At 64.7% G+C, this 22,377-nt stretch carries 20 protein-coding genes and 1 pseudogene; 10 read left to right on the top strand and 11 right to left on the bottom strand.

Annotation, left to right across the window (positions count from 1 at the left end):
- Positions 1 to 28: 28 nt before the first annotated feature.
- The 3 genes from CW348_RS01810 to CW348_RS01800 form a co-directional block, all read right to left on the bottom strand.
- Positions 29 to 1,840, bottom strand: coding sequence for a glycoside hydrolase family 15 protein (locus CW348_RS01810; protein WP_016188599.1), 1,812 nt, complete (start codon positions 1,838 to 1,840; stop codon positions 29 to 31).
- A gap of 281 nt (positions 1,841 to 2,121) precedes the next feature.
- Positions 2,122 to 2,796 carry a YitT family protein gene (locus CW348_RS01805; protein WP_011291780.1) on the bottom strand — a complete coding sequence of 225 codons (675 nt, stop codon included), beginning with the start codon at positions 2,794 to 2,796 and terminating at the stop codon, positions 2,122 to 2,124.
- Positions 2,797 to 2,855: 59 nt separating this feature from the next.
- Entirely contained in the window at positions 2,856 to 3,692 is an 837-nt protein-coding gene (locus CW348_RS01800; RefSeq protein ID WP_011291781.1) for an alpha/beta hydrolase, read from the bottom strand.
- 143 nt (positions 3,693 to 3,835) lie between these two features.
- Between CW348_RS01800 and moaA the strand changes: the two genes are divergently transcribed.
- Positions 3,836 to 4,825 carry a GTP 3',8-cyclase MoaA gene (moaA, locus tag CW348_RS01795; protein ID WP_061783535.1) on the top strand — a complete coding sequence of 330 codons (990 nt, stop codon included), beginning with the start codon at positions 3,836 to 3,838 and terminating at the stop codon, positions 4,823 to 4,825.
- Between the two features lie 137 nt (positions 4,826 to 4,962).
- Here the strand turns inward: moaA and CW348_RS01790 are convergent, their stop codons facing one another.
- Positions 4,963 to 6,603, bottom strand: coding sequence for an N-6 DNA methylase (locus tag CW348_RS01790; RefSeq protein ID WP_016188603.1), 1,641 nt, complete (start codon positions 6,601 to 6,603; stop codon positions 4,963 to 4,965).
- 304 nt (positions 6,604 to 6,907) lie between these two features.
- Here CW348_RS01790 and CW348_RS01785 point away from each other — a divergent pair, with 304 nt between their 5' ends.
- Positions 6,908 to 7,573, top strand: a complete 666-nt coding sequence (locus tag CW348_RS01785; RefSeq protein WP_146088114.1) for a type ISP restriction/modification enzyme — start codon at positions 6,908 to 6,910, stop codon at positions 7,571 to 7,573.
- Between the two features lie 5 nt (positions 7,574 to 7,578).
- Here CW348_RS01785 and CW348_RS01780 read toward each other — a convergent pair whose 3' ends face one another.
- The gene (locus CW348_RS01780; protein ID WP_016188605.1) at positions 7,579 to 7,812 is read right to left on the bottom strand and encodes a DUF397 domain-containing protein; all 234 of its coding nucleotides are present in this window, start codon (positions 7,810 to 7,812) and stop codon (positions 7,579 to 7,581) included.
- A complete protein-coding gene (locus CW348_RS01775; protein WP_016188606.1) occupies positions 7,813 to 8,667 on the bottom strand; it encodes a helix-turn-helix transcriptional regulator in 855 nt (284 codons plus the stop codon).
- 547 nt (positions 8,668 to 9,214) lie between these two features.
- Here CW348_RS01775 and CW348_RS01770 point away from each other — a divergent pair.
- From CW348_RS01770 to CW348_RS01750, 5 genes are all read left to right on the top strand, one after another.
- On the top strand, positions 9,215 to 9,733 hold the full coding sequence (locus CW348_RS01770) for an ATP-binding protein (RefSeq protein ID WP_338114582.1): 519 nt from the start codon (positions 9,215 to 9,217) through the stop codon (positions 9,731 to 9,733).
- A gap of 316 nt (positions 9,734 to 10,049) precedes the next feature.
- The gene (locus CW348_RS01765) at positions 10,050 to 11,465 is read left to right on the top strand and encodes a sulfatase (protein WP_011291787.1); all 1,416 of its coding nucleotides are present in this window, start codon (positions 10,050 to 10,052) and stop codon (positions 11,463 to 11,465) included.
- Positions 11,465 to 12,301 (top strand): bile acid:sodium symporter family protein, encoded by an 837-nt coding sequence (locus CW348_RS01760; protein ID WP_011291788.1) that lies wholly within the window; start codon positions 11,465 to 11,467, stop codon positions 12,299 to 12,301. Before CW348_RS01765 ends, CW348_RS01760 begins: the two co-directional genes overlap by 1 nt.
- Before the next feature lie 1,904 nt (positions 12,302 to 14,205).
- Positions 14,206 to 14,661 (top strand): NUDIX domain-containing protein, encoded by a 456-nt coding sequence (locus CW348_RS01755; protein WP_278459606.1) that lies wholly within the window; start codon positions 14,206 to 14,208, stop codon positions 14,659 to 14,661.
- 810 nt (positions 14,662 to 15,471) lie between these two features.
- Entirely contained in the window at positions 15,472 to 16,659 is a 1,188-nt protein-coding gene (locus CW348_RS01750) for an RtcB family protein (RefSeq protein ID WP_011291791.1), read from the top strand.
- Between the two features lie 86 nt (positions 16,660 to 16,745).
- Here CW348_RS01750 and CW348_RS01745 read toward each other — a convergent pair whose 3' ends face one another.
- The 4 genes from CW348_RS01745 to CW348_RS01730 all read right to left on the bottom strand — a co-directional run bounded on the left by CW348_RS01745 (position 16,746) and on the right by CW348_RS01730 (position 20,550).
- Positions 16,746 to 17,285, bottom strand: a complete 540-nt coding sequence (locus tag CW348_RS01745) for a hypothetical protein (RefSeq protein WP_011291792.1) — start codon at positions 17,283 to 17,285, stop codon at positions 16,746 to 16,748.
- 203 nt (positions 17,286 to 17,488) lie between these two features.
- Positions 17,489 to 17,731, bottom strand: a complete 243-nt coding sequence (locus CW348_RS01740; RefSeq protein WP_016188610.1) for a hypothetical protein — start codon at positions 17,729 to 17,731, stop codon at positions 17,489 to 17,491.
- 187 nt (positions 17,732 to 17,918) lie between these two features.
- Positions 17,919 to 19,139, bottom strand: a complete 1,221-nt coding sequence (locus CW348_RS01735) for a helix-turn-helix domain-containing protein (RefSeq protein ID WP_011291794.1) — start codon at positions 19,137 to 19,139, stop codon at positions 17,919 to 17,921.
- 1,024 nt (positions 19,140 to 20,163) lie between these two features.
- Positions 20,164 to 20,550: a hypothetical protein gene (locus CW348_RS01730; RefSeq protein WP_011291796.1), complete on the bottom strand. Its 387-nt coding sequence runs from the start codon at positions 20,548 to 20,550 to the stop codon at positions 20,164 to 20,166.
- 81 nt (positions 20,551 to 20,631) lie between these two features.
- On the opposite strand from CW348_RS01730, the pseudogene CW348_RS15980 reads away from it, so the two are divergent.
- The 3 genes and pseudogenes from CW348_RS15980 to CW348_RS01715 form a co-directional block, all read left to right on the top strand.
- Positions 20,632 to 20,742 (top strand): annotated as a pseudogene (locus CW348_RS15980) (RtcB family protein); the annotation flags it as partial.
- A 293-nt stretch (positions 20,743 to 21,035) separates the two neighbouring features.
- Positions 21,036 to 21,635 (top strand): hypothetical protein, encoded by a 600-nt coding sequence (locus CW348_RS01720; protein WP_011291797.1) that lies wholly within the window; start codon positions 21,036 to 21,038, stop codon positions 21,633 to 21,635.
- Positions 21,636 to 21,667: 32 nt separating this feature from the next.
- Positions 21,668 to 22,081 (top strand): hypothetical protein, encoded by a 414-nt coding sequence (locus tag CW348_RS01715; protein ID WP_011291798.1) that lies wholly within the window; start codon positions 21,668 to 21,670, stop codon positions 22,079 to 22,081.
- Between the two features lie 41 nt (positions 22,082 to 22,122).
- Here CW348_RS01715 and CW348_RS01710 read toward each other — a convergent pair whose 3' ends face one another.
- Positions 22,123 to 22,251 (bottom strand): hypothetical protein, encoded by a 129-nt coding sequence (locus tag CW348_RS01710; RefSeq protein WP_353801146.1) that lies wholly within the window; start codon positions 22,249 to 22,251, stop codon positions 22,123 to 22,125.
- Between the last annotated feature and the right edge of the window lie 126 nt (positions 22,252 to 22,377).

The raw sequence follows: 22,377 nt of genomic DNA, 5'->3' as shown, positions 1-22,377 counted from the left end.
CCTACTAACCCATTGTGGCGGAATTTAATCAGTCAGTTTCGCTGCGCCGGTATCCGTCGTGGTGGGACAGGTTGAGTGCCGTGGTCACCAGCGGGAAGTGGCTGAACGCTTGTGGGAAGTTGCCGACCTGGCGGCCCAGCCGCGGATCGTATTCTTCCGCGAGCAGTCCCACGTCGTTGCGGAGCGACAGCAGCCGTTCGAACAGTTCCCGCGCTTCCTTTTCCCGGCCAATGGACAGCAGCGCGTTCGCCATCCAGAAACTGCACGCGAGAAAGGCACCTTCGTCACCCGGCAACTGGTCGGCACCGTCTTCGATGCCGGTGCGGTAACGCAGCACGAAACCGTCGACCATGAGCTCTTCGCGGATCGCCTCGATAGTGCCGATGACCCGCGGGTCGTCGTAGGGCAGGAAGCCCACTTCAGGGATGAGCAGCAGTGCGGCGTCCAGCTCCCGGCTGCCGTAGTACTGGGTGAAGGTGTTGCGTTCCGCGTCGTAGCCGTATTCGCACACCTCGGCGTGGATGGTGTCCCGCAGCGCCTTCCACCGCTCCAGCGGGCCTTCCATGCCGTACTCTTCGATCATGCGCACAGCCCGGTCGGCCGCCACCCACGCCATGACCTTGGAGTGCACAAAGTGCTGGCGCGGCCCGCGCACCTCCCACAGGCCTTCATCGGGTTCCGACCAACACCATTCCAAGTAGTTGACGAGGGAACGCTGCAGGCCCCACACGTGCTCTCCCGCGGCCATGCCCGCCTTTTGCGCCAGGTAGAGCACTTCCATGACTTCGCCGTAGACATCCAGTTGGTACTGGTTCACGGCGGCGTTGCCGATCCGCACCGGCCGAGAGTTCTCGTAGCCGGGCAGCCAGTCGGCTTCCCATTCGGCGAGTCGCCGTTCGCCGCGCACCCCGTACATGATCTGGATGTGCTGGGGTTCGCCGGCCACGGCCCGCACCAGCCACTCCCGCCAGGCGTGCGCCTCGTCGGTGTAGCCGCTGCGGATGAGCGCCTCCAGGGTAATGGTGGCGTCCCGCAGCCAGCAGTAGCGGTAGTCCCAGTTACGGACCCCGCCGATGTCTTCAGGCAGCGACGTGGTGGGCGCCGCCACGATACCGCCGGTGGGCCGGTAGGTGAGCGCCTTGAGGGTGATGAGGGAGCGCACCACGGCTTCCCGGTAGCGGCCCTGGTAGGTGCACTTGGACACCCAGTCGCGCCAGAAACGCTCGGTTTGGGCGAGGGCTTTCTCCGCGTCGAGGTGGTCGGATTCCTCGACGTGGGAGGGATGCCAGGCCATGACGAAGGGGATGCGCTGGCCTGCCGTGACCGTGAAGACGGCGTCGTGCATGAAGTTGTGGCCTTCGAGCGGTACGGGGCCGCTCAGCCACACCGAGTCGGGCCCGGCGACAGCTACCACCTCGCTGTCGACGCGGTGGATCCACGGCACCACGTTGCCGTAGTCGAAGCGCAGGCGGATAGCGGTCTTCATCTGCACGGTGCCGCTGACGCCTTCGACGATCCGCACCAGGTGGGGGTGGCCACCGCGTGGGGGCATGAAGTCAATGAGGCGCACGGTACCGGTTGGGGTATCCCACTCGTTTTCCAGGATCAGAGTGTCCTGGCGGTAGCGGCGGCGAGTAGACCTGGGGTCAACCCCGACAGGACGGATCCACCAGTGGCCGTTCTGTTCGTCTCCCAGCAAAGCGGCGAAACATGCGGGGGAGTCGAAGTGTGGAAGGCACATCCAGTCGATTGACCCGTCCCGCCCGACCAGGGCAGCGGTCTGCATGTCGCCGATCATTGCGTAGTCCTCGATCAGTGCGGACACGCCGATCACCCCCATCAAACATTCGTGGATGGCCCCGTATGGACGGGTCACTGAAAAACGGGGACGCGGTAGCGGAGGATCTCCGTGTTGCGCTCCCGGACTCCGTTGCAGGCAACGTTAGTCCTGCCGGAGAGCGTCTGCTGCCACCTAGACCGATGTATAGGTCACGTTCCCGACACAACGCCCCGGAAGGGGGAGATTTCGGTGGAAAGAAGGGTATGAAAGAATCTCATTGCGTAGTTCGCGTGTAATGTCCTGTTCGCTGATAGTGAAGGTTCCGGGGAACCGCCTCCACGCTATCCCGCCACACGCCGATCCACGTGGAATGGCGGCAAGAAGAGTTGCGTGAGTGGCCCGATTGCCAGCGCGAACACCAGGGTGCCCACCCCCACCGTGCCGCCCAGGACGAACCCGGCCGCCACCACCGACACCTCGATCAAGGTGCGGGCCACCGAGATCGACATGCCGCGCTCCGCCAGCCCGGTCATCAGACCATCCCGCGGCCCCGGGCCGAGCCCGGCACCGATGTACATGCCGCCGCCCGCCGCCACAGCCACAATCCCCACGACGAGCAGCACAACCTGCCCCACGAGCCCGTCCGGGGCAGGCAGCCACAGCAGCGAGACGTCCAACGCCACCCCGATCCCCGTCGCGTTGAGCAGAGTGCCCAACCCGGCGCGCTGCCGCAGCGGAATCCACAGCAGGATCACGATGACGCCGGTGATGATCACCCACGTGCCGATCGACCAGCCGGTCCGCAGGTGCAGGCCTTGGTGCAGCACATCCCACGGGGCGGCACCCAGCCCGGACGCCACCTGGGCGGCCAGGCCGAGCCCGAACAGGTACAAGCCGACACACAGTTGGACGAGGCGCCGCAGCCTCGGCTGCGGCAGCAGGGGAGTGATGAGGGTCCGGTGGACTAGCGACCGCCAAAAAGCGGGGGACTCACCGGGGGTTATCGGTCGCGTCATGGGGACGATCCTGGCGTGTCCGCTTCCGGCAACGCCAACCGGGGTAGGGAAATACCAGCTCACCCGCTGTCGCGCGCCTGCGCGGCGATCCGCGCCGCGAACCGCGCCACTTCCCCGAGCACCTCGTCGCGGTTGGTCTCGTTGAACACCTCGTGCCGCGCCCCCGGGAAGATCCGCGCCGTCGTGTCCGGCCCCGCCAGGGTGAGAATCCCCCGCACCGTGCCCTCCAACGGCACCAGAGCGTCGTCAGAGCCGTGCAGCCACAACAGGGGTGCCTCCACCTTCCCCGCCGCCGTAGCGCGCGCCAATTCCACGCGGAAGGCCTCCAGAGTGGGCCGCTTGAACGGGCCGTGCCACACGAGCTCGTCGGCGGCATAGGCCGCGCCCACCTCGGGGTCACGCGACAGGGTCGCCGGGTCGATCGGCACCTCGGGAATCTCGTCGTGGGCCAGCAGCTCGTCGACGACCGCCCACTCGCCGAGCACCGGCCCGCTCAGCACCAGCCCGGACACCTCCTCTGGATGGGTCTGCACGTAGCGGGCCGCGATCAGCCCGCCCATGGAATGCCCGACGACCACCAGCGGCAGCGCCCGGTAGGCGGTGCGCGCCTGGGTGACCACCCGGTGCACGTCCTCCACAATCCCCGCGAAGTCGTCGATGAGCACCCGTTCCCCCGAGGAGGTGCCGTGCCCGCGGTGGTCCACCCCGTAGCAGACCGCGCCATGCTCGCACAGCCAGCGCGCCACATGCTCGTAGCGCCCGATGTGCTCGCCGTAGCCGTGCACCAGCACCACCAAGAAGGCGGGGTCGCCGGCAGCCGGGGCCCACGCCCGCACGTGCAGGCGCTCTGCGCCCTTGGGCCCGCCGGGCAGGTTCCAGTCGCGCACGCTGATCACGCCACGCCCCTTCCTGTTGTCCGTGCCTTGTCGCCCACCGACGATAACGGGGCATTCCACCCCAACCACCGCCCACGTGTGCGCCGCCAGCGGGCTGTCTAAGGTAGAGGGGCCCAGCCGCCGCTTCCGAGGAGGTGACCCCGGTGCTGTCCGACTCCTACGGCAGGGTCGCCACCGACCTGCGCGTCTCCCTCACCGACCGCTGCAACCTGCGGTGCACCTACTGCATGCCGCCGGAAGGACTGGACTGGCTGCCCGCGCCGGAGCTGCTCACCGACGACGAAGTGGTCCGCCTCATCCGGATCGGGGTCACCCTGCTGGGGATCCGTGAAGTGCGGTTCACCGGCGGGGAGCCGCTGCTGCGCCGCGGCCTGCCCGGCATCGTCGCCGCCACCGCCGCCCTGGAACCCCGCCCGCGGATAGCGCTTACCACGAACGGGATCGGCCTCGCCCGGCTCGCCCCCGCCCTTGCCGAGGCAGGCCTGGACCGGGTCAACGTCTCCCTGGACACGGTGGACGCCGACACCTTCGAAAAACTCACCCGCCGCCGACGGCTGGACGACGTGCTCGCCGGGCTCGCCGCGGCCGCACACGCCGGACTCACCCCGGTCAAAGTCAACGCGGTCCTCATGCGCGGCATCAACGACCACGAAGCACCCGACCTGCTCGCCTACTGCCTGGAACACGGCTACCAGTTGCGGTTCATCGAACAGATGCCGCTCGACGCCCAGCACCGCTGGCAGCGCGCCACCATGGTCACCGCCGACGAGATCCTGGACCGGCTCAGCCAGGCCTACACCCTCACCCCGGCAGACACCGCCCAGCGCGGCAGCGCCCCCGCAGAACTGTTCCTGGTCGACGGCGGCCCGGCCACCGTCGGCGTGATCGCCTCCGTGACCCGCCCGTTCTGCGGAGCCTGCAACCGGGTGCGGCTCACCGCGGACGGTCAAGTCCGCAACTGCCTGTTCGCCCGCGAAGAATCCGACCTGCGCGGCCCGCTGCGCGCGGGCGCGAGCGACACCGAACTCGCCGAACGATGGCGGGCCGCCGTCGCCACGAAACTGCCCGGCCACGGCATCAACGACCCCAGTTTCCTGCAGCCGAGCCGCCCCATGTCCGCGATCGGCGGCTGACCACTCCGCGCAGACACCGGCGCACCCCGGCCGGGGTGCCCACGCAACAGAAAAGCGCCCCCGCGGCCTTCCCAGCCGAGAAGACCGCGGAGAGCGCTTACCCAATGGGCCGTGTCCACCCGCACAGGGCGGGGCGACTACTCCCGCTCCGGATCAGTGGGTACCAGGGCCCCGTTCGTGAGGCCTTCACGTGCCAGCCGCACCGTCTGCGACACCAGTTCCGCCGCGCGTTTCGCCTGCCGTTCGAACTCGTCCAACGTGCGGAACACTTCCCCGTAGCGGCGCTGCTCCGCCACATCCATCTGCGGCATGCGCGCCGACCGGGCATCAGTGCGGAACACGCCGCTGGCGCTCGTCGACCGGCGCACGTTCGCCGCGCTCCGCAGGAACCCGTTGAGGAAGTCGGTGTCCAACTGGTCGCTGGTGGACCGCAGCTTGTCCCCGGCCACTTCGACCAGGCCGTTGTCGATGAGCTCACCGACCCGCAGCTGGGCACCGCCCAGATCCCGGTCCCCTTCCGCCAACGCGGGCAGGGTCTGCGCCAACGCGTCGAGAACCTCGCGCAGCTCGTCGCAGACTGCCTGGTATTCCGCAAAGTGGTCGGGAACCGGTTGGACGATGTGGTGCGCCGGCGTCAAGTCGACCAGGTCGTCCAACAGGTCGATCAAGGGCACCGTGGCCTGCTGGTGCTCTGCAGGCTCCAACGGCCCTTCCAGGTCGGCATCCGACATGTCGACCATGCGCACCTCGGTGGCGGCATCCGACTCCGAAGTGGGGCGCCGCAACACCCACAAGTGCACCGGCTGGGAGTGCGCGGACGCCAACCCGGCGGGAAGCGCGATCACGTCCGTGAGCAGGCCGCGCCGCACCATCTCGGAACGGATCCGACGACCCGTGCGGCGGTAGGCGGCCGACGTGGACATGACGACAATGGCCCGCCCGCCGGGTGCGGTGTGCGCGTAGGCGTGCTGCAGCCAGGCCAGTTCAGCCTCGGCCCGCGGCGGCAGCCCCAGCTCCCACCGCGTGTCCAGCAGCAGCTCTTCACGCCCCCAATCCGCGTTGGAGGTCGGCGGGTCGCAGACGACAAGCTCCACCCGGTGGTCCGGCCAGGCATCGGCACGCAGCGAGTCACCGACCCGCACTTCGGCGGTCGTGGAGTACTCCAGCTCGGCGCGGAGTTGAGCGAGCCGAGCCGCATGCGGGTCGATGTCCTGTCCGGTGCGCTGCGCGTCGGGCGCGCCCACAGCCAGCAGCAGCGACCCCAGTCCGCACGCCGGGTCGAACACGCTGGTCGCGTCCTTCCCCGCCACCTGGGTGATGGCCCGCACCAGGCGGGACGTGGAGGAGGTGTCGGTATCGCCGCGCTGCGGAGAGTTGCGCAGCCGGTCCACCAGGGCGGTGAGCACTTCGGTGGTCGAGGTTTCCTTGGCGAGTTCCCGGGCGATCTGCAGGGCAGCAGAGTCGCGTTCTGCGTCGTCGCGCAGCGCTTCGACAATGTCGCAGATCCCCCGGGCCATCGAGTCCGGGTATTCGGCACGCAGCGCATGCCACAGCCGGACCTCCCCGGATTCCTCGTACCCCTTGTTCTGGCGGTCCAGCCAGGCGCGCACCTGCGACAGTGCGAACAGCGGGCTGGACTTGGTACCCGCGACCGGAGCGGGGAAGTCGTCGTGGCGGCGCCGCCAGTTCGACACGGCAGCCCTGGTCACCCTGGCGAGCCGGGCAATGTCCGCCGCGGTGACCAACTGTTCGTCAGCAGAGTGCGCGGTCCTGTCCATGCCACCACAGTACACGTATGTGTGCTGCGTTAACATCCATATGTTTGATGTGGGTTGCGGGTTTTGATTCTAATGTTTTGATTAATTTTATTTTTGTTCTATTGGGATGAATGAATCATTAATTGCAATCTTTATTTTGTTGGTTGCAGTTTCGAATTGTTGAATTGGTGTTTCCTGGAAAAGATGTCAATCTTGTCTGATTCCCATGTTGTTCCTGATCTTCTTGCTGTCGGTGCGAAGAGTGTCGGTCTGTACTTTGCTCGATACACCTATCGAGATCTAAGTGTTGACAGTGGTTTAAACTTTGGGGAATGAAAGATGTGAGCGAGTAGATAACATTACCAATGCTGCTCTAATAGGGCATCGAGCTGTTTATAATAATCCTAACACAGTCAAAGACGAAATTTTCTACTATATTTATAGTATTCTTCGCTCTCCTGAATATAGGAATCTTTTTACGTCTGATTTGAAAAAGTCTCTTCCTTGCATTCCTAAAGTTCAAAACTTTTACGGATTTGTTGAGGCTGGACGTAAATCAACCGATTTGCATCTAAATCATGAAAAAGTTGAGCCTTATGGTGGTATTCTTGAGGAAGTAAAACCGAGATCTTTGGAAATTCCTCTAAGAGAACTGTACCGAGTTGCCAAGATGGAATTTCCCCGAGTAAAGGGAAAGGTGGGCCGCTCTACAATTATCTACAACACTTGGATTACGCTTCCCAATATCCCGGAAGAAGCCTATCGCTACCAGCTCGGTGCACGATCCGCAATTGAATGGATTATTGACCGCTGCCAATTTAAGACTGACAAGGCATCAGGAATCGTCAACGATCCCAACGACTGGGCTGACAATCCTCGTTACATAATCGACCTCCTCAAACGTATCGTCACGGACGGTCATGGCCCCAGAGATATAGCCGTACCACAGCAAGCATTAGGAAGGAAAATTGCTGTGAAGGAAGCTCTGTGAGGGTGTCAGAAACCGCGTTCCTTCACCGCGTCGAGGAACGCCTGCCACTCGGAGTGAGGAAACACCAGTGAGCCGAGTTCCCGATGCTTACTGTCACGGATCGCCGCCCCAGCCGCCGAGCTAGCACTGTGTGAGAGCTTGCGGGAGGGGATGGTGGGAAGGTGAGCAACTTCGACACAGGCAGCTTCACCTTGGGAATAGCTGGATTTAAACCAATCGCTCTCAGGAACAGGATGCATTTACCCTTCTCCTCTCCGATGATCACGTGCAATGCGTTCCAGCAGGGTACGAGTCGGCCGTCCTTCATCCAGACAAGCTGCGCGGAGCCGGTTGAAGATCATCCCGTACTCAGCGAGATCTTCTGAGTCTGTGAAGAACATGCCTGAGTTCTGACCTTCGATGTATACGGTGGTGATCCCATGTTGAGCAATACTCATGATTACAAACCCAGCTAGGCGCATCGCTACGTGTGCGCCTGCAGTGAAAGGCAACACCTGCAAGGTGATACCCGGTTCCTGAGACAACTCGATCAGTCGGTCAATCTGATCTGCCATCACCTGAGACGTTCCCACCTGTTGCCGAAGAGCTCCTTCGGCGATGATCAACCAAAGATCGGGACGCTCCGGCTTTGAGAGAACACGCTGACGCTCCATTCGGGCCTGGACCTCGCGGTCCACATCACTGCTGGGATGGAGTGTCGCTTCAATCACCGCGCGAGCATACGCCTCAGTTTGGGCAATTCCAGGAACGATCTGGGATTGGTAGTACTCGATCGAGGTCGCCTGAGACTCGATATTCGCGTATGTCCGGTAGCTACGCTCTAGGCCGTAGGGCTGCCATCGGTCTGGTTGCCGCGCTTCCTTTCGCAAGGAGAGCAGGCGTTCTAGTTGGTCTTCGGCCCCGTAGATCTGGAGAAGGCGCTCTAACGCGGCTGGGCCTGGGACAGCACCGCGATCTCCCGGCGTCTCCCATCTCGCCAGGCTGCCACCAGTGGTTCTGGCTGCCTTCACGACTTCGCTGAACTTGCGATCGCCGCGCAATCGCCTCAGTTCCTGCGCGAGCTGCCACTGGGCGAGTGTCGGATTGCGGTCCATCCCTGAATCCTGCCTGTTCTTCGCATGTGGGTACAACTTGGACAACTCTCAAATGAGACTTGTATTTGTAACTCTCATTCACTTTACTGTAGGTGAAAAAATGATCTCGAGAGGGGATCTCACTCTCGAGCTGCGGGAGAAAGCTCATGGCTGGAGAGCAGCAACTACTTGCAGGAACGGCGGCTTCTTGCTGTAGATCAGGCAGATCTGTATCAGGACAGCGGGAGGAAGAGCAGCGGATTGCTCGAGACAGGAACGGAGTCTAGAGACGTCGGTAATCGCGTGCTCGGATACACACGAGATTTGATCTTCCTGTCCTGATTTCCAGGTCTTCTGGGTTCCCGCGTGGCAACGGGTTCAACGTCACCAACACCAGAAACACCGCGAGAAACCGCTTCGACCTCTCCGCCACGCCGTCCTTGCTGTTCTCTACCTCTGAGCGGGACTGTGCAGCACCGCCTCACCGAGCAGGCATCGGACACGCCGCACCCGTGTCCGTGGCCGCTATGAACGATCCGCGAATCCGAACAGCGACCCGTCTTCGTGCATGGCTAGGGCTCCGGCGGGTGTTGGCCCCACCCCCGGAGCGTGGCCAGCAACCAACCGCTCTCAGACAGGAGTTGCCGACATGTCCATGATGCCGCATCATCCACCATCCGCGCCTTCCGTGAAGGGGGTTTGGCCGTGCCGGATCTACCCCGGCGACCTCTCCCACACTTCCCGGGTGCGCGCTGAGATCCGCGCTGACCTGGCCGCACTCCCGCACCTGCCCGCCGGCCTCGTTGACGCGGTGGAGCTGTGCGCCAGCGAAGCCTTCGCCAACGCTGTCGAACACACCCGCTCCGGTCAGGAAGGCGGCCGGGTCGTGCGCTCCCTCACCCGGCCCGCCCACAACCGGCTGCGTTTAGCCGTCGTCGACGACGGCACCACCGACACCACGCCCCGCATCCCCTGCGAGCGCACCGCGGCCGAATGGGTCGAAGCCGAAACAGGACGCGGCCTCCTCCTCATCGCGGCCCTCGCTACGGGGAATCCCTGCACCGGAAATAAGCGAGCAGGCCAGTAACCTCGCAGAACGGTTACACCGCAAACGCGACAACGATGGAGGACACCAGCGGCTCGTGGGTTGCTTATGGTCCGCAAACAGGGCTCCCCGAAGAACAGTGTCCACCATCGCACCAGAACCCCCGAGAGAAACCAACGCCGCGAAACCAGCACCCATCCCAGGTGGCAACGAGCGGATGATGGCGGCGAAACCGTCCGCGGAGCCCGCGAGCCCACTCCATCAGCAGCCCCGCTGAGTCTGCACGGTGGCGGCGCATACCACTTCCCAACCGGGGTAGCCGGGGCGGCACCGACAGTTGGGAATGAAGGGAGTCACCGTGCCTGGAAACAGGGAACGCGCGTTCGAAAGCACTCGCCAGGGACGGCCCGACCAACCCCCCAACATCCTGTTCATCCTCGCCGACGACCTCGGCTGGGCCGACCTGGGCTGCTACGGTTCCACCACTATCCGCACTCCCAACCTCGACCAGCTGGCCGCCCAAGGCATCCGGTTCACCCACGGCTATGCGGGATCACCTTGGTGCTCCTCCACCAGGATCAGTCTGTACACGGGGCGCTACCCGGGACGCTTGCAAGCCGGCCTCGAAGAACCGCTCGTCACCCGTTCCCCGGAAAACGGCATCCCGGAAGGCCACCCCACCCTTTCCTCACTTCTCGTTGAGGCCGGGTACGCCACCGCCATGTTCGGTAAATGGCACTGCGGCTGGCTGCCGTGGTACAGCCCGTTGCGGATCGGCTTCGAAACCTTCTTCGGGAACTTCGACGGGGCCCTCGACTACTTCGAACACGTCGACACTCTTGGCAAAGCCGACCTGTACGAAGGGGAGACCCCGGTTGAGGAAGTCGGCTACTACACGGAGATCATCTCCGAGCGGGCCGCTGAATACATCACCGCGCACCGCAACCGGCCGTTCTACGTGCAACTCAACTACACCGCGCCCCACTGGCCGTGGGAAGGACCCGACGACCACGAAGTCGGACAAGAAATCCGCCGCCGCTACCAGCAGAGATGGGAGCACTCCCCGCTGATGCACCTGGACGGCGGTTCGATCGCTAAATACGGCGAACTTGTGGAAGCCATGGACGCGGGCATCGGACAGGTCCTGGCCGCTCTCGACAGGGCCGGGGCCGCCGACAACACTATCGTCGTTTTCTCCTCCGACAACGGTGGGGAACGCTGGTCGAAAAACTGGCCGTTCGTGGGGGAGAAAGGCGACCTCACCGAAGGCGGCATCCGTGTCCCGCTCATCGTGGCCTGGCCGGAAGCGATAGCCGGAAACCAGGTGAGCGACCATCCCGTCATCACCATGGACTGGACAGCGACCCTGCTCGCCGCCGCGGGAACCGAACCGCACCCCGACTGGCCGCTCGACGGTGTGGACCTGCTGCCGTGGCTGGTCGACGGCGCCGACTTTCCCGCCCACGACCTGTTCTGGCGCACCTCCAACCAGGGGGCGCTGCGGCGAGGCCGGTTCAAATACCTGCGTGACCGGCGGGACCGCGCCGTGCTCGGCAACTGGCCGCGCCACTACGGCGACTACCACCTGCTCTACGACGTGACCGTGGACGGCCGGGAACGAGCTGATATTGCCGGACAGCATCCCGAAGTGCTCGCCGAACTGCGGGAAGCCTGGGAGCGGATCGACGCGGAACTGCTGCCCTTCCCGACCACCCACGTGGGCCTGCCGCGGCCCCGCACCGAAGGAGCCCCGGCCGTGAGCGAGCCGGACTGATGCGTCTTCTCCCCGTCCTCATCGACGCGGCAGTCGTGGTGTTCTCCGTGTCCTCCATGCTGTCCGTGGGATTGGGGAACCCCGCAAGAGAGCTTGTACAGCGGCTGCGCGCCACCTCCCGCGTGGTGCGGGCCGTGGCCGCCAACTTCGTGCTGGTGCCGCTGCTCGCCGTCGCCGTGACCCGGCTGATGCCGCTCGCCCCGCCGCTAGCAACCGGGCTGCTGCTCGTCGCCACCGCGGCCGGGGCGCCGTTCCTCATCAAACTCACCGAAGTCGCGGAAGGGGAGATGGGCTCCAGCACCGCACTGCTCGTGGTGCTGCTGCCGGTCACCGTCCTCACCATGCCGATCGTGGTGCCGCTGCTCGTGTCGGGAACCACGGTTTCTGCGGGAGCGATCGCGGTCCCGCTGCTGGTGACCATGCTGCTGCCGCTCGCGGTGGGAATGGTGTTGCGGGAGTGGCGTCCGACATGGGAGCAGATGCTGCGGCCCGTGTTGACGAAAACGTCGACGGTCGCCCTGCTGCTGCTCGTGGCGGCCACAGTCCTAGCGAACTCCACAGCCATCACCGACTTGGTGGTGCAGGGGGCGCTGCTGCCCGCGCTGCTGGTTATCGGGGGCGCGTTCGGGATCGGCTACCTGCTCGGCGGCTCGGATGCCCGGTTCCGGGAGGTGCTCGGACTGGGAACTTCGCAGCGGAACATTGCGGCGGCCACCGTAGTGGCCACCCAGAGCTTCGCCGACCCCCGCATCGTGGTGATGGTGGTCGTCACCTCGCTTGTAGGGTTCGCGGTGCTCTTCCCGGTCGCGGCACTGTTCCGCAAGCGGAGGTCGTGAACAGCCTAAAACGGAATACCGGCCGGGAGGCGGTGGAAAACCAGGGCAGGGGAGGCAAGGTTTCCGACGCTTCTCCCGTCTTAGGAAAGAGACGATTTTGTGGACCTGCCAGGAATGCTGCTGAATGCCAGATTCTCTGAATAAGGTCAGACCTGCAGCATGTCTGTGTTTTGAGGCGAAAGCTCAACACCAGGGGTTTATTCCGCTGTGTCGGGGTGCGGTTACGGAAAGTTGTCGCCGGTGTGAAACGGTGAGTATGAGACATTTTCTCGTTTTTCGAGAAAATCCTGATGCGAAGCGATGTGAGAAGGGGAAACCCCTGCGGTCCCTCCTGATGGAGAGGGGTGGTGCGTTGGTGGCATGCCTGGACAGGCTGTGCCGGACTCGTGGCCGAGCCCGTTTCGGGAGGGCTGGGAGCCGTCGTCGGGAAGAGGGGCAGGAACGCGAGATTCCTGGAGTTGACCTGTAGTTATCCAGTTCTGCAGCGCTTGGATGTGGTCTTTGAGGCTGCCTTGAGTATCCAGCGCGCATGCGTAGTCGGCGCGTTCCCCGACCCCGTTCCGGGGTGCTGCCGCCGTGCTCTGGCTGCACTGCCGACGTGAGGGAAAAGCGGGCTGACTCCGTTCCCGTTGGAGGAGTTTTCGGAAATAGGAGCAGGGGGAGCGCTGCCGCGCGCACGGCGACTGGATATCCCGTTCGTTAGAGCACTACCGGAGTATCGTATTTCAGTAAACGAGGCGGAGGGAATAATGCGTGATTTTTGAAGTCCGATTCACAGCGAATAGGAGAGAGTTTGGTCCTGAGTAAGGAGATGAGGGTATGTCTGGTCGTGTGCTCCTTTTCCGGAGCGTGATGAGTGTGTTTTTGTCCAGTGCCGCCGCCGTGGAATCCGGGGTTTGATCCGTTGCGGTACTCCCGTGTTCTGACTCCTGGCGGTGAGCGCTGCGGAGGGTGCGTCCAGTAAGACGGACCGCAACACGCTTACTCTGCTGGGGGCGAGGGGAGCGCGTCCCGTGCCCTGGGCGGGCCAGCGGGTTCCGTCAGCGGGAGAGGTCGGGGGAGTCGTGCCGGCCGGGGTAACCCCGCAGTCTCCGGTGCAGCGCTGCACCGCGCCATTGCCCATTCGCGGAAAGTCGCGGGCGCGAACCCGAGAACTCCACGGCCTCCCCAGCGCGTCGCGCAGCCCAAAAGAGAAAAGCTCTGGGGGGTATATACCCCCCAGAGCTTTGTCAGCGATTGTCCGCCCTCAACACCAACACTTGAGATCGCTGACGGGATCTATTGTGCCGCACTATTTGCGCTGCTTGCACACTTTGGGCGTGGTTGTTGATTTTTTAGCGATGAAGGATGTCACAGAGCGCTAGGCAGTGCCGCGGTGGGAAAATCGCGTCTCCGACGAAAAGAAAACGTGTCTTGCATCTCGTGAAAGAGAGATGCGAAAGAAGTCACCGAGACACTCAAACTTTTTGTGAGTGAAGTGTGGCAGTGTGTCACACGAGGGGAGTGGGTGTCGAAGGCACGGGTACTCCACGGGGCCCACAAGCGAAGCGACTGCTCTGCTTGTCCAGGCTGTCACGCGATCGGGAAGCGGTGAGCGACCCGACCCACCACCCCAGCGCAGGCAAGACGGCCGGCCGGGTACGGCACCTGCCAAGGTGTACCGCCTCAGTACGCCCCAAGCACAGTCTTGGCGTCGACAGCAGACTCTCCAGCCTGCGGCCATGCGGCCGCTGAGGCCTCCCCACTGGTCGACAACAAGCGCAAAACCCATATTAAGGTCTTTTGGTGTCCTTAATGGTCCATAACCGCAGTACAGATGGGAAAATGCGGTTTCTGGCCTCTGAGGCACCCGTGAAGCGCTGTCGTCCCACCGACACAACCCCTCACTGCCCTCGAAACCAGCCATGCCGGAGCGTTACCGCAGCATCGTCGACGTCCACGTGATCCTGCCGCGCAGGGAAAATCCTGCTCATCGAAGGCAGAACACCGGATACTGCGACGGGATGCTGCGCCTTCCTTCAGGCCACCTGGAAGAAGGAGAACCCCTCCACCAGGGCGCGGCCCGCGAACTTCGAGAAGAAGTCGGCATCACCGTCGACCCCGACACGCTCCGCCTCGCCACCATCGTCCACCACTATCGACGTCCCGGACGAGCGCGACTCGGCGCGTTCTTCGTTGCCACCCACTGGGAAGGCGAACCGGTCAACGCCGAACCGCACAAGTGCGGCCCACTCGTGTGGGCCGATCCGCACCACCTGCCCGAGAACACCATTGACTATCCAGCCCAAGGGATCCGCGCCTGGCTGGAAGGCCACGGATACGTTCCCCACAACTGGGAGCGATCACCCACCGCACGTTGATCGACATCGGGTGGCGGTTCGTAGCGACGGTGACACGCCATCCAGGTCGCAGCCCTCCCTGCCCGTCGAGGCGGTCAGGTTGAGAGAGTCAGAGTCACAGTCCCGACAGCACTTGGTCGTGTAACGCTCGGTGTTGCCGTGTGTGGCCCGGGCAGGGGAACTCTCGCTGATCCGCTGCCGCACGTGCAGGGGAGAAATAAGGATCGTCCCCACCGGGAAGCAGGCGTCGTTGGCCTCCACAGAGCCGCTCCGCAGTGCCACGCCTGCCGCTGAGGAAGCGCACGTGCGTAAGCAGACGCAACCAAGGTGGAGGGGAGCTCGCAGTCCTCGCCACGCTCCATACGCTCGTCATGCGGCGGACAGCGTCGCCGTCCAGAATGAGGGAAACCACGAACCAAGCAGAGCCTCAAACAGACAAGCCAGCCGGGCGGGCTCCCGCAGTCCGCAGTGGGGGAGAGGGCAGGTCTGCTGGAGGTGCGGAAGCCCCAAGAGAAGGGAAGATTCGCGGCTTTCGCGGCGTTGATCATTAACCCCGACGGCGGACGTCCGCCGCGACGACCAGGCCGTGCCCCGCGGCGTGCCCGTGCGGGGCAGCCAGGCACCGGCCCCATCAGCACCCCGTCCACACCCTTGGCACCCGGGAGCGTGCCGCACCCACGGTACCGCCCGCGGGTGCGCCTCGGCAGACCACGGGTAGGGGCGGGGAAAACCATTTGCTCTGCAAAGGCGGATCTGGCGTCATAGTGGGGCGTCTGCCCACGCTGCAGCAGTCGGCATGCTCCCGTGTCGTCACCCATGAGGAGGTAGCCCATGGCTTACACCGAGGTTTCCGGAAATCGGGTTCCGATCCGCATGTGGACCGACCCGAACACGGTCGAACCGCAAGCCATGGCCCAGCTGTACAACGTCACCAAGCTGCCGTGGATCCACGGCTTGGCGGTCATGCCGGACGTGCACTACGGGAAAGGCGCGACCGTGGGGTCGGTCATCGCGATGCGGGACGCGGTCTCCCCGGCCGCGGTCGGGGTCGACATCGGCTGCGGCATGACCGCGGTACGCACCTCGCTGCGCGCCGAGGATCTCCCCGACGACCTGCGGAAGCTGCGTAGCGGCCTGGAAGAAGCAGTGCCTGTGGGCCACGCCTCGCACCGCACCCCGGTGGATCCGCGCCGCCTGCCCGAGGTGCGCAGCCGCGACTGGGACGAGTTCTGGGACCGTTTTGACACCCTCACCGACCGCGTGCAGAGACTGCGGGAGCGGGCCCTGCACCAGCTCGGCACCCTCGGCGGCGGCAACCACTTCCTCGAAGTGTGCCTTGATGAGAACGACGCGGTGTGGGTGGTGCTGCACTCCGGGTCCCGCAACATCGGCAACGAGCTTGCCCGCTACCACATTGAAGAGGCCCAGAAGCTGCCGCACAACCAGGACCTGCCCGACCGGGACCTTGCGGTGTTCCTCACCGGCACCCCCGAAATGGAGTCCTACCGCAACGACCTGTTCTGGGCGCAGGAGTATGCGCGGCGCAACCGGGACGTGATGATGGGCTTGGCGTGCGCGGTGATGCGGAAACAGTTCCCGGGGGTGCAGTTCCCCGAGTGGATCTCCTGCCACCACAACTATGTGGCTGAAGAAACCTACGACGGCGTGGACCTGCTGGTCACCCGCAAGGGCGCGATCCGCGCCGGCCGCGGCGACCTGGGGATCATCCCCGGGTCGATGGCGACAGGAAGCTACATTGTGCGCGGCCTCGGCAACCCGGCGTCGTTCAACTCGGCGGCCCACGGCGCGGGACGCAAGATGAGCCGCAGCCAGGCCCGCAAGAGGTTCACCCAGGCGGATCTGATCAAACAGACCGAGGGGGTGGAGTGCCGCAAGGACACAGGGGTGATCGATGAGATCCCCGCGGCGTACAAGGACATCAACGAGGTGATCGCCGCCCAGACTGATCTTGTGGAAGTGGTGACGCACCTGCGGCAAGTGGTGTGCGTCAAGGGGTGACCCGCCCCGCCCGCGGCGCCGGCGCCCGCCGGCGTCACGGGCCCCGGCACAGCAGGACCGCGGTGGCGGCCGTGGCCGCTGGCACCCTACCCTCCCTCCTGGGTGGGCCCTTTCCGGGTGGCTTCCTTGGTCAACAAGCGGAGGAGCTGCTTGTTGCTCTTCCACGACTTCAGGCGGTCGGGATCGCGGGCGAGGGCTGCCGCTTCGATGAACGCCTGGCCGATTCGGTAGAGAAGGTCAACCCCGGTCTTGCCGAGCTCCCTTTCCCGGACGACCAGGACACTCTCCCCGAGGTAGAGGTGCACGCTGTCGTCACCGGTGACCTCGATGTGCACCGCCCCCGGAACCACCAGGGTGCGCAGGACAGCGGACCGCAGATCGATCAATGCCGAGGGAACCGGTACCGGCTCCCCACCGGCAGGAAAGTAGTGCTGCTGAAGTGCGAGGATATCCTTCCGGCGATACCGGACCGCACCGTCAGAAGTGAGGACTTGTTCGAGCGTTCCGCTCTTCACCCACTCCTGCATGGTTTCTTCGGGGATGTCGTAGTACGCGAGCAGCTCCAAGGCTTCGTCCGTGGTGATCAGGTCAGCGCGGTTCTCGTCTTCCCAGGGGATGTCTTCCATGATTCCTTGTCGTCAATCGGGTAGAGGCGTCCTGCTGTCAAAGGTCCACCGGCCGTGGACGAGCTGATACAACCCGGCAGCTCCTCCCGGTCTTCGCTCCCGGAACAGGATGCGGGTAACCCCCTGGCGAACGTAGGCTTCAATCGGCGTGGCAGGGACACAAGCGCCGTCGAGGGGACCTCCGTACAAAGCTACGAAGCGCATCAACCCGAACCCTCCCCGGCGCTCGGGTGCAAGACATCACCCCAAGAACCAAGCAGGCTTTCCGGGACCTCGGAGGACGCAAACACGCCCTTCTCGATCCCCTCGCGGATCAACTTGGCGAGGTCCTCGGTGAGCCTCTCCTCCAAGCTCAAGCGTCCGTCGGCGACAGCCTCCAAGACGCTCAGATCAGCATCGCGGAGAACGATCCGTTGACCACGCCGGAAGGTCCACGCTTCGAACACCCCCGACTCTGGAATCCATCGGCACTTCCACCCAGGAGTGCGGCGGCAGAAAGCACGAGCCGCCCGGTCCGGGTCGGAACGCACTACTGCTCCTAAACCAATAATGGCCATGCCAAGACCGTATGGCTGAACCAGGCGGCTCAAGGGACAGTCGGTACCCCTACCTCAAGGGGTACAGTTTGGACTCCTACCGGGCTACGACCCCCAGCTTCTGGGCCAGACTGTCCACGTCCTCGCGCAACATCGACGGAGGGTTCGACACCATGTCCGACACGGCCCTCCGCGAGAAGATGTTGAACCTAATCGTCTCCGGGCTCTCTCGATGAGCCTTGTTCAGCAGGTGAACCACGGCAGCCTGTTCGCCGCGCTGCCAGTGCCCACGCGCCGTCTCGATGATGTGGAACGCCCGCCGGGTCGCCGACGGGATCAGCCCCAGGTCGACCTTCGCGGCGGCCTCCACCGCCTTCCCGCCCTGCATGAGGTCGTCATGCATCGTCACCGCATAGCCCTCGACAATGCCCATACCGAAGATCAGGTACGGGTGCGCATACGACCGCCCCAGCTTCTGGGCCGCTTCATACGCGATGTCCCAGTAGCGCCACGCATCGCCAGCGCGTCCAACCTTCGCGTAGGACAGGGCGACCGCCAGGTGCAGCAGTCCCCACCGCGCCAGTTCGTCGGAGTCCTTCTCGGGGTCCAGCAGGCGTGCGGCCTGCATGGCCAGCTCAACCCGAGCCTCGTGCCTCTCCCCAGCGTCACGGAAGACGTGGTTCATGTACCACGCCGCCGACGCGATCGCTCTCGGGTTGTCGGCCTCCAACGCGGCCTCCATGCCACGGTCACCCGTCAGCAGCACTAGGTCCGGGGCAGGCTGGAAGCTGAGAAACAACTGCGCAAGGTGGTACGCCTCGGCCAGCGACGCCAGCACCGAACGCCGCTCCTTGCCCTCATGCACGCGAGCGGCGTATCGCAGGTCTGCCAGCAGCGGCGGCAGGAGCGCAGCGATACGGGTCCGGTGGTTGGCGCGGCTGCCATGCCACACCATCCAGGCGTGCCGCACCCGCTCGGCAAGCTCTGCCGCAGTAGCAGGCTCCTCATCCCGCCCGATCGGATAGGAGGTGAGCGCCTCCCGTATCTCCAGAAGGGCGGGATGCGCCTCCTTCACATAGGGGGCGACGATGATCGGGTGCTTTCCGCCGACCAGCTCCGCAAGGTCGCACCCAAGTGCCGCAGCCAACTGGGTGAGCATGTCGAGGCGCGGCATCTGAAGACGCCCCTTTTCGATGCTCTTAACCCACTCAGCAGAGCGACCCACGAGTCCGCCAAGGGTGGCACGGGTCATGCCGTTCCGTTCTCGAATAGCCTGGACACGCTTTCCGAATGACGCCTCTTGGTACCCTTCGGACATAGAGGTCCTGCCTTTCCTGAAAAGTGTGGCAACTTCCCAGGATAGGGACAGGGTCTCGTCGTCGGGCCTGTTAGGCCGCGAAGGGCTGTCCAGCCATGGGCACGGTGAAGCCCTCCCACTAGGTGTTTGTGGGAGGGCTTCACCGTTTCCGACTCAACGCCCGAACCCGGCTTCCACACTAGATCCACCAGCCACCCATACCCCCTAAAACCCAGGTCAGGCGAGATCGAGGAGCTAGAGGGCCAGCCCACCTCTAGCGTCCACCCAGGGCTCGGTCTAGGGCCTGCTCAAAGCCGGCGCGGTGGTACCCCCTGCCGGTTGCGACCCCGCCCCGTCTCGTCCGCGCACCACGTCTGCCGAGGACCGATCCCATAGGGGCAGCATCTTCGCGAGAGCGCTGTCGCTCTCCGGTACGGGGACCGGTTCCGCTGCCGCAGTTCCTCGGCCCACAGCCGATCCTCCCCACCGAACGCACCAATGAAGTGCTCCAGTAGAACCGCCCCCTCGGCGGCAGCGCCCGCCAAGACCGGAGCTGCCAGCCGGTACTTGGCAGGGGCGACACTGCCACCTAGGCGAGCGGCGGCAGGGCATGCGCCACCGCGTTCTCAGTCGGCATGCCACGCCTGCCAGGAAGCAGTGAGAACGGCTCGCCACTAGCAGGCGGCGGCGAGCCTCGATGGCGGTGCCAGTGGCAGCCACGGCAGCCAGCATGCCAACTGGCACGACCACGCCCACCTCCAGGACGTCGACCATGCCACCGGCTGCCACAACCCCGGCAGCCACCCATGCCGTGCGACGGCGGCGGTACCGCACGCTCTCCACGAACACAGGCCCGGTCGCGATGACACGCCGGTAATCGTCGGCACGCCCCTCCGCCAAACCATGCCTGCCAAACGCACGTGCCAACCGGCACGGTTGCCAGCGCCTAACAGAGGGCGGGGGTGGCATGCCACCGGCTGCCGTGCCGTGCCGTGCCGTTCCTCGGGTGGCATGCCACCGGGGGCGGCCTGGACCGGGAACCGGATCACTCGGCCACGCAGCGTCTGCCGGAGATAGCCGCAAACCGGCGGGTTCCCCTGGAGAGACGACGGAGGGACATCCACGCTCCGATCGCATATACGGCATAGGCTTCCACACCGATCGGGAGCGTGATGGCGGTGTTGATCACCAGCTCGTCCCAGATACCGGGCAGGGGAGCTACCTCGCCGAAACCGGTCATGCGTCCCAACTCGACCCAGCCAGACCAGGTGGCTACTGCGGCGGGGCAGCGATGAGGAGCAGGGGCCAGCGCGTCATGGTGGACTTCGTCTGGTTCTGGCGCTCGTCGACGGGGGTCGATTTCGACCGGTAGACGCCCGAGGGGGTAGTTGGTGGGCTGCCCGGTGAGGGCAGGCGAGGTGGTGTCGGTCATTGAGGGGCTCCTGTGCAGGTCATCCGTGGGGCGGTCGTGGGTGGCTGCCCTCAGGGCTTAGTAGGTGCCCGTCGGTATTTCCTTGATGAGATCCCCGCGGCGTACAAGGACATCAACGAGGTGATCGCCGCCCAGACTGATCTTGTGGAAGTGGTGACGCACCTGCGGCAAGTGGTGTGCGTCAAGGGATAACCGGCTCTCCCTTTCCGCCAGGAAAGGGAGAGCTTTTTCCTTGTGGGCCGACGGGGCAGCGACTGGGGGTGAGCCCGCCACCACCTGATGCGGATGCGGGCCGCTGCGGAACACATTTCCGTGCGGTTTTTGTGGGTATCTTTCCGTGTTCCTCCCGCTCCGTTCTGGTGGCAATTCTCGTTACCGCAGGTCTTTCGGGTTTTTATGGGCTTGGATCGGGCAGACGCAGAGCGTGAAGACCTACCGTCGGGCACCTGCCCGCCAAGGAACCACCCCAGTCGAGAGGCACCACGATGGATACCGACGACATCATTGGTCTCGCAGTGTTCCTCGGCCTGGTGCTGATCGCCGCCGCCGCGATCGCTGTCTTCCGGGAAACCCGTCGCGGCGGACCGCGGCACCGGCAGCCCCGCACTGACACCGCCCACGTGCCCCGCCAGCGGGAACAGCCCGAGCACCAGGACTCAGGGCACCGACCACCCGCCCCCAGCCTGCGCACCCTCACCGAGAGCGAACGCGCCTACTACGAGAACGAGTGGGCGCGCGCCCAGGAGCGTTTCGTCGACGACCCGGCCGCCGCCGTCGCCACCGCCGACCGGCTCCTCGCCCAGGCGATGGCCGACCGCGGCTATCCCGTGGACCAGCCTGTCGCACCCGCGGCCACCGTCGACGAATACCAGCGCGTGCACCAGGCCGCGGAACGCGGCCGGACCGGAGCAGCAACCACCGAAGAACTCGGTGACGCGATGGCCCGCTACCGCGAACTCTTCGCTGAAGTGCTGGGACACGTCTCCCCGGGTGAACGGGTCTTTGGGAAGCACGCTGCCCCGGAGTATGCCGACGCCGTCGCACACCCTGCCACCGCCAACACCGGCCGCCACCGCCGCCGGTAGCGGCCGCGACACCACTAAGGGAGACGACCACCGTGGAGCACCACAGCGACGAATCCCGCAACGTCTACGCTGCTGCTCACACCCCGGAACCGCGCCACGGGGAAGAACAGCCCTATGCCCCGGAAGGCACCGATACCACTCAAGCGTTCTCCGGACCCTTGCCCCGCAGCGAGCCGGAGGCGTTCACTGACGTGCAGCGATTCCACGACCGCTGGAACCGGATCCAAAAGAGTTTCGTCGACGATCCGCGGGCCAGTGTCGCTGCCGCGGACAGTCTCGTCGGAGAAGCAATCGAACAGTTCACCGCCCGCCTCAACGAGCGCCGCCGCCGTATCGAATCAAGCTGGCAGCGGCGCAGCGAAGGCGGAAGCGACACTGAACGGCTGCGTGTGGCACTGCGGGAATACCGCACCCTGCTCGACCAGCTCACCATGGTGCCCTACTAGACCGGGCAGTGGTCCGTCGCGCCCCGCCGCAGACGAGCCGTTCACTCCTGCCCGCGGGCAGACAGCCGCAGCCCGTAGGCGAGCAGCGGCACCCCCGGCTGGGGACTCCAGTCCCGTTCCGGTAGCCGGACAAACCCTTCGGAGGCGTACAACCGCTGCGCAGCCACCATGATCGAAATTCTTGGGCGCAGACCCCCGGCTTCAGCCGTGGGGTTAGCCCATCCCTCTCGATCCTCAGACATTAGATAGATCCAAGCTGTATACTGTTCGGGTGGCTGTAACACTGCGGTCGAACA

Source organism: Thermobifida sp. (assembly GCF_017577275.1).
Lineage (GTDB): Bacteria > Actinomycetota > Actinomycetes > Streptosporangiales > Streptosporangiaceae > Thermobifida > Thermobifida fusca.
This window is presented reverse-complemented; position numbering and strand designations above follow the sequence as displayed.